This is a genomic window from Maribacter sp. MS6 (assembly GCF_056839185.1).
Genome location: NZ_CM166389.1, coordinates 3,977,047 through 3,992,020 on the forward strand (window position 1 = coordinate 3,977,047; position 14,974 = coordinate 3,992,020).

General features: G+C 40.7%; 11 protein-coding genes. 8 read left to right on the forward strand and 3 right to left on the reverse strand.

The genetic code is table 11. The features are described 5' to 3' along the window. Window positions 1-42: 42 nt before the first annotated feature. The gene (locus MS6x_RS17375; RefSeq protein ID WP_482603846.1) at window positions 43-1,353 is read left to right on the forward strand and encodes an NAD(P)/FAD-dependent oxidoreductase; all 1,311 of its coding nucleotides are present in this window, start codon (window positions 43-45) and stop codon (window positions 1,351-1,353) included. A 91-nt stretch (window positions 1,354-1,444) separates the two neighbouring features. Here the strand turns inward: MS6x_RS17375 and MS6x_RS17380 are convergent, their stop codons facing one another. Then, a complete protein-coding gene (locus tag MS6x_RS17380) occupies window positions 1,445-2,785 on the reverse strand; it encodes an OprD family outer membrane porin (RefSeq protein ID WP_482603847.1) in 1,341 nt (446 codons plus the stop codon). A gap of 5 nt (window positions 2,786-2,790) precedes the next feature. Then, window positions 2,791-3,762, reverse strand: a complete 972-nt coding sequence (locus MS6x_RS17385) for a c-type cytochrome (RefSeq protein WP_482603848.1) — start codon at window positions 3,760-3,762, stop codon at window positions 2,791-2,793. 267 nt (window positions 3,763-4,029) lie between these two features. Here MS6x_RS17385 and MS6x_RS17390 point away from each other — a divergent pair, with 267 nt between their 5' ends. Beyond that, window positions 4,030-4,557 (forward strand): DsrE family protein, encoded by a 528-nt coding sequence (locus MS6x_RS17390; protein ID WP_482603850.1) that lies wholly within the window; start codon window positions 4,030-4,032, stop codon window positions 4,555-4,557. A 249-nt stretch (window positions 4,558-4,806) separates the two neighbouring features. On the opposite strand, the gene MS6x_RS17395 is transcribed toward MS6x_RS17390, so the two are convergent. After that, complete coding sequence (locus MS6x_RS17395; RefSeq protein ID WP_482603851.1) at window positions 4,807-6,444, reverse strand: ABC-F family ATP-binding cassette domain-containing protein; 1,638 nt, start codon at window positions 6,442-6,444, stop codon at window positions 4,807-4,809. A gap of 463 nt (window positions 6,445-6,907) precedes the next feature. Between MS6x_RS17395 and MS6x_RS17400 the strand changes: the two genes are divergently transcribed. The 6 genes from MS6x_RS17400 (at window position 6,908) to MS6x_RS17425 (ending at window position 14,962) form a co-directional block, all read left to right on the forward strand. Next, window positions 6,908-8,362, forward strand: coding sequence for an NAD(P)/FAD-dependent oxidoreductase (locus tag MS6x_RS17400; RefSeq protein WP_482603853.1), 1,455 nt, complete (start codon window positions 6,908-6,910; stop codon window positions 8,360-8,362). A 96-nt stretch (window positions 8,363-8,458) separates the two neighbouring features. Beyond that, window positions 8,459-8,596, forward strand: a complete 138-nt coding sequence (locus MS6x_RS17405) for a hypothetical protein (protein WP_482603854.1) — start codon at window positions 8,459-8,461, stop codon at window positions 8,594-8,596. Between the two features lie 322 nt (window positions 8,597-8,918). Further along, on the forward strand, window positions 8,919-9,131 hold the full coding sequence (locus MS6x_RS17410) for a hypothetical protein (RefSeq protein ID WP_482603856.1): 213 nt from the start codon (window positions 8,919-8,921) through the stop codon (window positions 9,129-9,131). 25 nt (window positions 9,132-9,156) lie between these two features. Next, the gene (locus MS6x_RS17415; RefSeq protein ID WP_482603857.1) at window positions 9,157-10,470 is read left to right on the forward strand and encodes a TolC family protein; all 1,314 of its coding nucleotides are present in this window, start codon (window positions 9,157-9,159) and stop codon (window positions 10,468-10,470) included. 82 nt (window positions 10,471-10,552) lie between these two features. Further along, window positions 10,553-11,635, forward strand: a complete 1,083-nt coding sequence (locus tag MS6x_RS17420) for an efflux RND transporter periplasmic adaptor subunit (protein WP_482603859.1) — start codon at window positions 10,553-10,555, stop codon at window positions 11,633-11,635. Window positions 11,636-11,740: 105 nt separating this feature from the next. Beyond that, window positions 11,741-14,962: an efflux RND transporter permease subunit gene (locus tag MS6x_RS17425; protein WP_482603860.1), complete on the forward strand. Its 3,222-nt coding sequence runs from the start codon at window positions 11,741-11,743 to the stop codon at window positions 14,960-14,962. Window positions 14,963-14,974 lie beyond the last annotated feature (12 nt).

Consider the following 14,974-nt stretch of genomic DNA (forward strand, 5'->3'; position numbering starts at 1 on the left):
CCATTCGACTATTTTTAAGAAATCAACCAGAAAATAGCTAAAATGAAATCACATCATCAAATTTTGATTATTGGTGGCGGTACGGCGGGTATCATGGTCGCGGCTCAATTATTGAAAAAAGACAAGAACTACGACATTGGCCTGATAGAACCGGCCGATACACATTATTACCAGCCTGCATGGACGCTGGTCGGGGCAGGTACTTACGATTTTGACAAAACGGCCAAACCCATGGCTGAGGTCATGCCCAAGGGTGTAAAGTGGATAAAGGACTATGCCGATGGATTAAATCCTGAGAACAACGCAGTCTCAACTAAAAGCAACGGCACTATTACGTACGATTATTTAGTGGTCGCACCTGGCTTAACCTATGATTTTAGCCTAGTGCCAGGACTTGGTGATGCCATGGATAAGGGGATTGTTTGTAGCAATTATACGAACCCTAAACATACATGGGAGGTAATTAAAAATTTCAAGGGCGGCACCGCACTATTTACACAACCTACTACTCCTATAAAATGTGGCGGTGCACCACAAAAAATAATGTATTTGGCCGAAAGTCAGTTTAGAAAAAGTGGTGTTCGCGAAAAAACAGATGTGGTTTTTGCAACTGGTGGTACGGTCATTTTTGGGGTTAAGGAAATCGCAAAAACGTTGATGGAGGTGGTCGATAGAAAAGATATCAACCTTCGTTTTCACCATAAATTGGTAGAAGTTGATGCAGAAAAGCAGATTGCTTGGTACGAAATGGGCAAGGAGATTAATGCAGGAGGTTGTGTTGTCATTACCGGTGACCAAGCTGAAGAACTGGAGCTTGACGAATCTTTTCAATACAATTACAAGGATGTTAAGGTTACTAAGGATGGCGACCGGTACGGCATACATTACGACATGATACATACGGCACCCCCTTCCGTAGCCCCAAGATTTGTTCGGGAGTCTGTTTTGGTAAACGATGCTGGCTGGGTAGATGTTAATCACCAGACAATGCAGCACAATAGGTTCTCCAATATTTTTGGTCTTGGTGATGTGGCAGCTTTGCCCACGGCTAAAACTGGTGCGGCCATACGTAAACAAGTCCCGATTGTGGTAGACAATATCAACGTGTTGATAAACAAGAACCAAATGGGCACCAAGGAGTATAATGGTTATTCATCTTGTCCGCTAGTGACGGATTATGGAAAAATGGTTTTGGCAGAATTCGACTATAAAAATAACTTTACACCTGATCCAAAACTGAAACAGATGCTAGTTTTTGATTCCTCAAAGGAACATTGGCGTTTGTGGATGTTAAAGAAATATGGACTACCTTATTTGTATTGGAATAAAATGATGAAGGGAAAGAACGTATAATTCTTTTTTCAAAAGAAATTAACTAGCTCAATAAAAAAAATCTCTTTAGTATGGACTTTAGGGATTTTTTTTGATCGTAGTTTTTGGTTGGTTAGAAATTATAGTTCAAAATCAAATCTATATGTACCAGATCTGCTTTGTTAAAGAAGAAATTTGGATTATCCGGAACATCACCATTGGCAATTTTTGAGGTAATCAACAATTCTGGTTTAAGGTGTTTTAGTTTTTTAAAATTAAAGAATAGGTCCAGATTCAGATGCGTGTAGTCCGGCACGGCATATTTATTTAAAACAGCATCAAGTACCGATGGTTTCCAGTGTCGTCCAATGCTCCACGTAGAAACTATTTGAGCATTGTCCTTAATTAAGGGCAGCGTAGTATTAAAGTGAAAAACCAAGGCATGGTTGTCTGCCGTACCTTCACTACGCTCACGTTTTTGAAAACTAAAAAGGTCCTCGCGCCCCCATTCCCTTGGGGAAATAAATTGCCCATGAGGTAATATTCTATTGTAGCCCAAAGAAATTGAAGAATTCTTCCACCCAAAATCAAATTTAATACCTAGAATATCCGCTGAGTTATTATCAAAATAACGAAGGGATTCAATGGCATTGCCACCGTCGCCAATTTTATTTTGGTGTAGCCACTCCATCGCAATGCTAAAGTTTTTAGTCCAGTTAAATGTAGGTTTTAGATAGAAGTTGTTCGCTATATTGTCTACAAATTGATTCCAAAGATTGAGTTGTAGCTTATCCGTAATTTTTAGGTTCGAATTCAATAATATAATATAGTCGGAAACCGTATTGCCAAAATACTGACTAGGCTGTCCCGAGGCATTGCGTCCTACAGGGTAGGTACCAATACTTTCGCCGATTCCAAAAAATTTCCCGGTTGAGCGTGGCGCTATTTGATTTAATACGCCAAGTTGCACTATACTGCCCTTTTTTATCTCGTATTTATACCAGAAACCCTGTACCAAGGTAGGAATCATTCTACCATCTTGAGGATTGATTAGTGGCGTGTTAATTTTGATTCTTCCCAACTTAAAAGTATTTTTTTTAAAAGTGTACGAAGCATAGAGTTCCCCTAGTAAAAAAACGGATTCGTTGGCCAAATCAAGCCGATCGAACAGCCCCTCTTCATATCGGCTTATTCTTCCCGTAGTAGCGTCGGGCTCTTGTAAGTCCTGTATTCCCAAATTAGTGGTGTTGTACAATGCAGCACCCAGTTCAAACCGATTATTAAATTTATAGTGATATTTGATTTTGCCCCCAGTGGCTAAGGCGCGGAAGTCTTTTAAATCGCCTTTGTTTAAGGTATTCATATAATACGTTCTCCATTGTCCGCTAAACGTTCCCATGGCTTCAGTCTCATCGGATTCTTGAGAAACAACAAAAAGAGGAATTAGCAGCAATAAATATAATGGGTTACGCATCAGTCTTATTTGGTTTTGATGATATCGTATTTCTCTTTGTAGTATTCAAAAATCGGTAAAAAGGGACCGTATTTATGTTGTTCTGGCGAGAAATCGTCCACCCAGGGACCGTAAGGGGTAGAAACCGGCTTTAATTTTTTATCGGGATAATCCTCTTCTTTATTTTTCTTTTTGGGCCTATCAAAGCTATTAATGTACCCGGCAACATTGAATGCCTGCTCGTCGGTTAATTTCGGATTGTCCCATGTGGCTTGACCAAATGGCATATTTCCTTTTATAAATTCGGCTGAAGTGATTACCCTATTCATACCGGCACCATCATTATAGCTATCAGCTCCCCACAAGGGTGGATACTGATATCCTTTACTCGCATCAATATGGCGAATACCCTCACCATTTTCCTTGTGGCATAGCGCACACTCTTGGGTATATACAATCTTTCCTCTTTCGAGATTAACAGCGGTATTGGGAATCTTTATTGGAGCGTAGCCTTTAAATTCCTTTTTTCTTTCTTCTGGAATTCCTTCACCCAACCATTCCATGAACGCAACGATAGCTTTTATTTCTTTTGATTCCAAGGGTAGTTTTGTACCGTTCATACTTCGCTCAATACATCCGTTAATACGGTCTTCGATAGTACCTATGGTATTTGAACGCCCTCCAAATTGTGGAAATCGATCTGTAACCCCTACCCAAGATGCCGAACCAGCCTGAGTCCCAGCTTTTAAATGGCAATTGGTACAGGCGAGGTTGTTTCCTGTAAATTGCTTGGTCGTATCAATGACCATAGGCCCCATATTTTTTGATGTTTCGGTAATTAAAAAATAGCCTTGTTTTACTAAAGGGGGCATACTGGATAGCTCGGAAAGCACATTTTTAGGTTGCCAATTCGTTACCGTTTCAACCAGTTTGTCGCTCGCTGGAGGCAATAGATCCGAATTGAAGTAGGGCCCAGAGATAAATAAAAAGAGTAGCAAGGCAAATACGCTTAGTATAAGCAATACTAGTTTACGATAAAGAAGCCGAACCTCTTGCATGAATGATTGTGTGTTTGTGCTATCGGAAAATTTGACATCTAAATAAATACACTGCTAAATTAACCTTTTAGCCTTATTGATGACTGTAGCACAGATAAAACACAAATTTAAAATAACAAGGTGCTTTTTAAAAGGATAGAAAACAGTATTTTAGTACAGATTTATCTCATCTAATTTAGTTTTATAAAATCCAAATAAAACAGCACTATGACCAAATTTACAACTCTTTTTTGCTTGCTTATGGTAACAAGTCTTTTGACGGCTCAAGAATGGACAACCCCTGTAATAGAAGGGTATGGCAAAATAAAACAATTTGAAGATGTTGCCGTGCAACCTGACACAGCCTTGGAATATAAGTTAGTTTTCGATATCACGGGTGAGCGGGAAATGGATGGTGTTAACATTGGAATATGGAAAATTGCAAGGGTAATCAATATGCTAGGGGCAGCAAACGTTCCTAAGGATAACATACATATAGTTGCCGCCATTCATGGAGGTGCTACATTCATTACCTTAAACGATGAAAAGTATCAAGAGAAATACCAAAAAGCCAATCCCAATAACGAACTGCTGAAATTACTAAATGAATATGGAGTAGCGCTCTTTGTATGTGCTCAAGCGACTGCTTCACGAGGATACACTGCAGAAGATTTAAACCCCAACACGAAGTTAGCCCTATCGGCTATGACGGTCCTAGCAAATTATCAACTTCAGGGTTATGCATTAATGCCTTAATTTTTTTTGAATCAAAGATTTTTGAAATTTAAAGATATGCCGAGGATTTATTTACCTACGGAACCCTTCCTAATGTATTTTTTAAGCAGGAGCTCGATAAAATATCCCCAGGTGCTCTTTTGTTGCCTGCTAGGGTATGCTACCAGATTGTTACAGCTTGTTGATAGTTATGGTAAGGAGGAATCATCCTATGCAAGCAACGTTAATACTTAAAATTAATAGTTGTCATTAAAAAGTAGTTTCTTGTCCTTATTTCATCAGGTTGATTTCGGCAATGCTTTTTATCCTGTTTCGTTCTAAAAAGGCATCTATGGTCTCAAAATGTTCTATGACCCGTTGTTCCTTAAATTCAAATACTTTTTCAGATAACCCTTGCAAAAAATCGCGATCGTGGGATACCAGTATTAAGGTGCCATCAAAGGTAGAAAGTGCCTCTTTGAGCACATCCTTGGATTTTAGATCCAAATGGTTGGTAGGCTCATCTAAAATTAGCAGGTTAACCGGTTCCAGTAATAATTTTACCATGGCCAAACGGGTTTTTTCTCCTCCGGAAAGCATGCCTACTTTTTTGTCGATATCCTCTCCACTGAACATAAACCTGCCCAAAATATTTTTTATCTGGGTGCGGATATCGCCATAGGCAACCTCATCCACGGTCTGAAAAATAGTGAGTTCCGTATCTAATAATGCCGCTTGGTTTTGGGCAAAGTAGCCCACTTTTACATTATGCCCCAACTGGCAGGTGCCTTCTACAGGAATCTCGCCTAATATTGCCTTGAGCATGGTCGATTTTCCTTCACCGTTACGTCCTACAAAAGACACTTTCTCACCTCGCGAAATGGACATGTTCGCATTCTTGAACACCACATTATCTCCGTACGATTTGGAAACATCGGTAACTGTTACGGGATAATCGCCAGACCTGGGTGCTGGTGGAAAACGAAGTTTTAAAGAAGATGTGTCAATCTCATCTATCTCAATAATTTCTAACTTCTCTAGCATCCGCTCACGCGATGTTACTTGATTGGTTTTGGAATACGTGCCTTTAAACCGTTCTATAAACGCCATATTGTCCGCAATAAATTTCTGTTGCTCTTGGTAGGCTTTAATTTGATGAGAACGGCGATCTTCTCGCAATTGCAGGTAATGGGTATATTTGGCCTTGTAATCGTAGATGCGGCCCATGGTCACTTCAATTGTCCTATTGGTAATATTGTCAATAAACGCCCTATCGTGCGAAATGACCATAACGGCATTCGCCTTATTGATTAAAAAATCCTCCAACCAGATTACGGATTCTATATCAATATGGTTGGTAGGTTCGTCCAATAGGATAAGATCCGGTTTTTGTAACAGAATTTTTACCAGTTCTATACGCATACGCCAGCCACCACTGAATTCCTTGGTCTGCCGGATAAAATCCTCTTGTTTAAAACCCAGTCCTTTTAAGGCTTTTTCTACCTCGGCATCGTAATTTACGTCTTCGAGGGCATAATACTTTTCGCCCAGATCGGAAACCTTTTCAATAATGCCCATGTAGGCATCGCTTTCATAATCCGTTCTGGTTTCGAGTTCTTTGTTTAATTTTTCCATTTCGTCACGCATTTCAAATACATGGCTAAAGGCCTTGGCCGCTTCCTCAAAAACGGTACAATTGTCTTCCGTTAACAAATGTTGTGGCAAGTAGGCAATAACCGCATCTTTTGGCGCGCGTACATGACCACTATTGGTCTTTTGTTCGCCCGCAATAATTTTCATCATGGTAGATTTGCCGGCACCGTTCTTACCCATTAAGGCAATTTTGTCGGTTGGATTGATCACGAAAGAAACGCCGCTAAATAGCGTAGAACCGCTGAAGGAAACCTCTAAATTATCGACTGAAATCATATTCTAAATTTTAAAGCTGCAAAACTAGGGATAACTATTGTGCGCTTACCCTTGTTTCTGAAATAATTGCGAACAGCCTAGTATGATACTTTAACGATTATTCGATTTTATTAATTTGAATTTGAATTTGAATTTGAATTTGATTTTGTAGTTGAAAGCCGGCTTTACGACCCAGCAGCCACCGAAACCTCGAAGGTCAAACCTTCCGTTTGTTGTTTGAAATAGCTACAACGGATAGTACTTATCTAATTTCTAATAGTGATAAAGCCTAAATCACACCCTTCTTAAGGATTAGCACTCTAAAATTGATAGGTTTTAATTTCTTGTGTAACAAAAGTTGCTGTAGGCACCGTTGATAAGCCTGAACTTTATCATAAGTGTAAGAATGATGTTTAAAATCTAGTGACGAATATCATTTTGCACTTCCTTAAGTTGGATTAGCTTCACATTTAAAACTAATAAAATGTCAAAAATAGTCATCCTTGGAGCCGGTATTTCTGGTCATGTTGCCGCCGCCCACCTACGCAGAAAACTAGGTAAGGAACATGAAGTGGTGGTGGTTTCTCCCAATAGCAATTACCAATGGATACCTTCCAATATTTGGGTAGGTATCGGTAGAATGAAATCTGAAGAGATTCTGTTCCCTTTGGAACCCTTGTACAAGAAAAAGGGGATAGGTTATAAACAGGCCAAGGTGACCACTTTTCATCCAGAAGGTGATGCGGAAACTGCAAAACCTTATGTGAACGTTTCGTATGTTGTGGGTGAGAAAAAAGGCAGTACTGAAAAGGTAACCTATGATTACCTGATCAATGCAACCGGTCCCAAGTTGGCTTTTGATATGACCGAGGGGCTTGATCCCGGTACCAATAAAGCATATTCGGTATGTACATATGGCCACGCGGAACACGCATGGGGCGCTTTGAACGATCTCATACAGCAAATGAAGCAAGGCAAAAAGACGAAAATCCTTATTGGGACTGGACATGGAAAATCTACCTGTCAAGGTGCTGCATTTGAGTATATTCTGAACGTGGAGCAGGAGTTGAGAAGGCATAAGGTTCGGGATATGGCAGAGCTTACATGGATTGCCAATGAGCCAGAGTTGGGAGATTTTGGTATGGATGGCATGTTGCTCAGCTATGGTAGCAACATTATGAAATCCAGTGAAATGGTTGAGATGGTCTTTGAAGACCGTGGGATTAAATGGATTATTGGAGCCGGTGTCAACAAAATAGAGGATGGGTTGGCACATTATGAAACCTTGGATGGCGAATACGATTCGGAAACCTATGATTTTGCCATGTTAATACCGGCTTTTTCAGGTCATGGTTTTAAGGCTTTTGACAAAAACAATCAGGACATAACAGAAAAATTGTTTAAAGGTTTTATGATCGTAGATGCCGATTATACGCCTAAACCTTATGAGGAGTGGAGCGTACAGGATTGGCCGGAAACCTACCAGAATCCTTCCTATCCTAACATATTTGCCCCGGGTATTGCTTTTGCGCCACCACATGCCATTTCCAAACCAAGGGTCAGTAAGAACGGCACGGTAATTTCGCCTGCACCACCGCGTACGGGAATGCCTTCGGGTATTACGGCAAAACTAGTGGCCGATAATATCATAGATACTATTAAGGGAAAGAAAGAGCTGCATCATAAAGGCTCTATGGGGAATATGGGAGCTGCCTGTATTGCATCTGCCGGTTATGGTATGACCAAGGGTAGTGGTATTAGTATTACCACATTTCCTATAGTACCTGATTTTAAGAAGTATCCTGATACACACGGGCGCCAATTGGGAAAGACCTTTGGCGAAATAGGATTGGCAGGACATTGGCTTAAACTGGCCCTGCACTATGCGTTTATGTATAAAGCAAAAATGAAACCTTTTTGGTGGTTGATACCGGAGTAGGTTTCAGTCTTAAGGTTCAAATCTGAATATTTAAACTCTGGCTTCGTAGCGGATTTGTAAACACAAAAACAGACACTAGAAACAAAATAATTTGTTATGAGAAGAATATCAAAGTCGAAACGTTTTTTTATGATGAATCCCATAGTTCAATTTTTTAAGTTCGTTTGGTTGAGCCTAAAAATTTTGGTTATCGTCGCTGGCGGACATGGTGGTACACGTAAAGTAGCTGAATAATAAGCAAAAAGGGAATATATTAAAAAAGCGCCATGTGTAATTATAGGAGCCATTGCTATATTAGGGTTATGCTGAAGCGACACATGCTTACTTGCTCAAAGCCCTAGAATAGGAAGTTTTAAGGCGGATCAATAGGAGATAGCATTTTCAATACCTTTATTGTATCTATAAAAAATTAAGTAACGTATAAAAATTTTGGTTGGTTGTTTTAAAAAGGCATCTTGGTGAAACAGGGTGCCTTTTTTGTTGCTCTGGATTTAAAAGTGAATGAGCTTCAACGCTGAGCAGTCGATGCTATTCAAATGTCTACGATGAATCAAGGATGGAAAATAAATTAGCTATTCGTATGAATTCATTGGAATGGTGTACTAAAAACCGAATTCAAGGTATTATCTATTTTAGAACTAGTATTTCCGATGCTGGGGGTGTGCCCAATATTCCGCTATTTTTTTTTGGTAAACCTCATCATCCTTTTCATATAAATACTTTCCCTTCGGTAACATTGGTTACTGTACGGCCCAAAGAGCAAGCGTAATTTTGTAGTTAAATATTGAAAACAAATGAAGCGATACTTTTTATTAATCTGTTTCTTAACCGCCTTTCAATGGGCAAAGGCACAGGAACCACAATGGATTACCAAGGATGAGGTTCTTGTAAAAATGAAGGATGGCAATACTACTCTTAAAATGGCCGAAAGCGATATAATGGCTGCACAAGGAGACTTTAGGCAGACCAACGCGGTCATTCTGCCAAATATAGGTATTAGCCATACGGGCATTGCCACAACAAATCCGTTAATGGCGTTTGGCTCTAAATTAAACCAGTCCATTTTAACCGCCAATGACTTTAATCCTACTTTGCTTAATGACCCTAGACAAATAGAGGATTATGCCACGCGAATTACAATAGAACAACCCTTGTTAAATTTTGATGGAATATATCAGCGTAAAGCTGCCAAAGCCAAATTAAGGGCAACGGAGTTACAATCTGTTCGTAAGGAGCAATATATTACGTTAGAAGTAGACAAAGCGTACATGCAATTACAGCTGGCCTATAAAACGCTGGACGTATTGCAAAAGGTAAAAGAAACAGCCCTAGAAAATCAGCGTATAGCCATGAATAGTTTTGAACAGGGGTATCTTCAAAAGTCGGATATTTTGGCCGTAAACGTTAGGGTTGCCGAAATTGAAAACCAATTGCAGTATGCGGAAAGCGGCGTGCTAAATGCAAGTAACCAGTTATCTGTGTTGATGAACGATAGTACTTATGCACTGTTGAAACCATCGGACACATTAATGATATGGCCCGTGGAAACCGAGGTGCAAGCTATGGAAACCGTTACCGACAACAGAAGTGATATCCAAGCTATGGAGGCTGCCAGCCAAGCTTACGAACAAATACACAAAGCTGATAAGATGACTTTCTTACCTCGTTTAAACGCTTTTGGAAGGTATGAACTGCACGATGACGAAATTTTTCAAGGCGCTTCGGATGGATATCTTTTTGGGGCGGAATTAAAATGGAACATTCTTGAGGGTTCCAAGCGTTTTGGGAAGGCGCAGAAAAGTAAAGCGGAGTTTGAAAAATCAAAATTAGAACTAGAACAGTATAAAACAAAAAGTCAGGTAGAGCTGAACAGGGCCATGCGCATGCTACAAGACGCCCAAAATAATTTGGAACTCACTGCTCTTTCCTTAGAGCAATCTTTGGAATCGTTACGGATACGGACAAATCGCTTTGAACAGGGCTTGGAAAAAACAACGGATCTCTTAATGGCAGAAACACAATATGCCCAAAAACAATTGGAATATTATGCCACCATTTTTCAGCATAATTATGCGCTGGCCTATGTTCAGTTTTTGACGTCGCCCTAACTACCAATAAGAGAATACTTTAGTTATGAACAAAAAACAATCACTACATACATTGCACAAGACGCTTAATACCAACAATACAATGAAGAATAGAAAACATATAATCGCACTGAGCTTAGGGATAGTCATTTTTGCTACAAGTTGTGGCGATAAAGAATCGAAAGCGACGACCAACACAAGCCCAACAGTTTCTGTTGAAGTTAGGACCACTTCGCAAAATACGGACACCAATTTTTTATCGGTCAGCGGAAAAATCGAAGCTATTAATAGCGCTAATATAAGTACCCGTATGATGGGTTACGTAGATAAAATCTATGTGGATATGGGCGACAAGGTTACCAACGGACAACTGCTACTAAGCATAAATAATACAGATGTTGCGGCAAAATTGGCACAAGTGAATGCAGGTATCACCGAAGCGCAGGCAGCTTTCAACAATGCCAAAAAAGACTTTGAACGGTTTACTGCACTTTTTAATGAAAATAGCGCCTCGCAAAAGGAGCTGGATGATATTACGGCTAGTTACGAAATGTCCAAAGCACGTTTGAACGCTGCCAAAGAAATGAAAAACGAGGTAAACGCCCAATTGTCCTATGCCAATATTCGCGCCCCTTTTAGTGGTGTTGTAACGAATAAATTCATAAAAGCTGGAGATATGGCAAACCCGGGAATGCCTTTATTGGAGGTAGAAGCTCCTGGAAATTTTCAGGTTATGGCTATGGTTCCGGAATCTGAGATATTGGGTATTTCAAATAATAGTAAAGTAGCTATTTTAATTAAAGCATTGGACAAAGTAGTTAAGGGTACGGTTACAGAAATTAGTACTTCGGCAAAGAATACGGGCGGACAGTATATGGTTAAGGTGGTCTTGGAAGAAACCGATGCGAATGTACTTTCCGGGATGTATGCTACAGTGCAGTTCCCGATAGAAAGAAAAGAAGGTTCAAGTGCTATACTAATTCCCTTGGAAGCTGTAGTCGAAAATGGCCAATTGAGCGGCGTTTATACCGTAAGCCAAAGTAACACCGCCTTGTTGCGCTGGTTGCGTTTGGGCAGAACCATTGGAGATGAGGTAGAAGTGCTCTCGGGCCTATCTGCTGATGAGCAGTATATCATTAAATCCGAGGGTAAACTCTATAACGGCGCAAACATTTCAATTCAATAAAAAGCTTGCGTTAGGGATTGCAACGGTTACCCCACAGACAACGATAGTTGCCGAGGAGTAAGAGTGTAAAGCCCGCCCGAACGCCCAACTAATACTATAAAAAACATGAAGGAAGGAATAGCAGGCAAGATTGCCAAGATGTTCATAAGCAGTAAATTAACGGTGCTTTTAATGATCGTTTTCATGGTCATTGGGGTATACAGTTCATTTCTGATACCACGTGAGGAGGAACCACAGATAGATGTGCCTATGGCAGATATTTTTGTTGGTTATCCCGGTGCGAGTCCGACCGAGGTGGAGTCGCGTGTCATAAAGCCATTAGAGCAATTGATCAGTAATATTAAAGGGGTCGAATATGTGTATTCGACATCCATGAAGGAACAGGGGATGGTCATTGTACAGTTTTATGTTGGCGAAGATATTGAGCGCTCTTTTGTGAAGTTGTACAACGAGATCAACAAGCACATGGACCAAATGCCGAAAGGGGTAACTTTTCCTTTGGTGAAAACGCGTGCCATTGATGATGTGCCTATGTTAGGTTTGACACTTTGGAGCGAAAACTACGATAGTTACCAGTTGGGCCAGATGGCACAGGAGTTGGAGAGCGAGATCAAGAAGGTGAACGATGTGGCCGTAACCCATAAAATAGGGGGGCAGGACCGCCAGTTGAGCGTGGTGATGGATAAGGAAAAGTTAGCGGCCAGCGGACTGGACTTTTTAACGGTGGCCGAAATGATACAGGCGAACAATGCGCAATTAAGTTCGGGCAGTTTTGATAAGAACGATACCGAATTCCTGGTAACCACGGGGAACTTTCTGGCAACGGTTACTGACGTAGAGAATCTTGTAGTAGGCGTACAGCAAAATAGACCTATTTACCTAAAACAGGTTGCACAGATTATAGATGGTCCAGAGGTTCCAAAGGATTATGTGAGCCTAGGTTTTGGACAGGCAAGTGAAAAGGCTGCCGAGTACAAGTCGGAATATCCGGCGGTGACGATTTCCGTGGCCAAAAGAAAGGGTGCGGATGCCATGAATATTGCAGAAGTAATTATAGATAAGGTAGACCATCTGCGTACCACCTTGATTCCGGACGATGTACATGTGGAGGTCACCCGTAATTACGGGGAAACTGCTTCCCATAAGGTATCGGAACTATTATTGCACCTTATAGGGTCCATCATGGCAGTGACTTTTGTGGTGATGTTGGCCATGGGATGGCGTGGCGGACTTGTGGTATTTTTATCTGTACCCATTACGTTTGCATTGACCTTGCTGAGTTACTACATGCTAGATTATACCTTAAACAGAATAACACTTTTTGCTTTGGTATTTGTTACAGGTATTGTGGTGGATGACTCCATTATTATAGCAGAGAACATGCACCGGCATTTTAAGATGAAACGGCTGCCTTTTAAGCAAGCGGCACTTTATGCCATTAATGAAGTGGGTAACCCTACTATCTTAGCTACGTTCACGGTAATTGCATCGGTACTGCCTATGGCTTTCGTGTCTGGCTTAATGGGCCCCTATATGGCACCTATGCCTATAGGAGCATCTATCGCTATGATTTTATCTTTATTTGTTGCACTGACCATAACTCCCTATTTAGGTTATATCTTTTTACGTGAAAAGGATAAAAAAGGACAACCGGAAAAAGTGGAAAAGCCTTTGGAAGATACCCTTATCTATAGAATGTACGATAGATTTGAGCGCCCCTTGATCGAGAATTCTAAAAAACGATGGTTATTCTTGGGAGGTACGTTCCTTTTATTGATGGGATCCATGGTGTTGTTCTTCACAAAATCGGTAGCGGTGAAAATGTTGCCGTTTGATAATAAAAACGAATTTCAAGTGGTAATCGATATGCCCGAAGGCACTACATTGGAACGCACGGGAGTTGTGGCAAAGGAAATTGCTCAATATCTAGCTACCCGACCGGAAGTGGTCAACTATCAGAATTATGTGGGCACTTCTGCACCGATTACCTTTAATGGTCTGGTTAGGCATTATGATTTGCGTGGTGGTAGCAATATGGCCGATATTCAAGTGAATTTGGTAGATAAGGGAGAGCGTAGCGCCCAAAGCCATGATATAGCAAAACTATTGCGTCCGGAAATACAGCGTATTGCCGAGAAGTACAATGCCAATGTGAAATTGGTGGAAGTTCCGCCAGGACCACCTGTGTTGTCTACCATTGTAGCTGAGGTGTATGGGCCGGATTATGAAGAGCAAATGCGGATTGCAGATGAAATTCAAGGTATTCTAAAAAATACCGATGATGTGGTGGATATCGATTGGATGGTGGAAGCTGATCAAAAGGAGTATCAGTTTACCATTGATAAGGAAAAGGCTATGCTGTACGGAGTAGCACCAATGCAGATCGCCCATACTATGAATATGGCATTGAGCAACCGTCCTATTACTACCTTATATGATGCCGATGCCACCCAGCAAATAGGGTTGATCTTGGCATTGGATGAAAAGGAGAAATCTACGATTAACGATATTAGTCAGTTAAAAATAGCTTCTAAAATGGGTTCTATGGTTCCTATTGCAGATTTAGTAGCTATACAAGAAACCACCAGCGCAAAGAGCATTTACAGAAAAAATCAAAAGCGCGTAGTGTATGTCTTGGCAGATATGGCAGGTGAATTGGAGAGTCCGGCATACGCTATATTGGGTATGGAGGAGAAGTTGAAAGAGATTTCTTTACCTAAGGGCTACGAAATTCAAGAGTTATATTTAGGTCAGCCTGATTTTGAAGACAATTTTACGGTTAAATGGGATGGTGAGTGGCAGATAACTTTAGAGGTATTCCGAGATCTCGGAATTGCATTTTTGGGAGCCATTATCCTAATCTATATTTTAATAGTAGGATGGTTCCAGAACTTTAAGGCCCCCATTGTGATGATGGTGGCGATTCCTCTGTCATTGATCGGTATCGTTCTGGGACACTGGATCATGGGCGCCTTTTTTACGGCAACATCCTTTATAGGTATGATTGCCTTGGCCGGTATCATGGTGCGGAACTCCGTATTGTTGATCGACTTTATCAATTTACGATTGGCAGATGGTATACCGCTGAAGCAAGCTGCCATTGAAGCAGGTGCCGTGCGAACAACTCCAATTCTGTTAACCGCAGGAACCGTAGTAATTGGTGCTTTTGTCATCCTTTTTGATCCTATTTTCCAAGGTTTGGCCATATCACTCATGGGAGGTACCATAGTATCAACGGTGTTGACCCTCTTGGTGGTACCATTGGTCTATTATATGATTGAAAGGAAGAAGTATCCGGAGAAAGAAGTACAAAGAGAAGCGGAATAAACAATTTGCAGT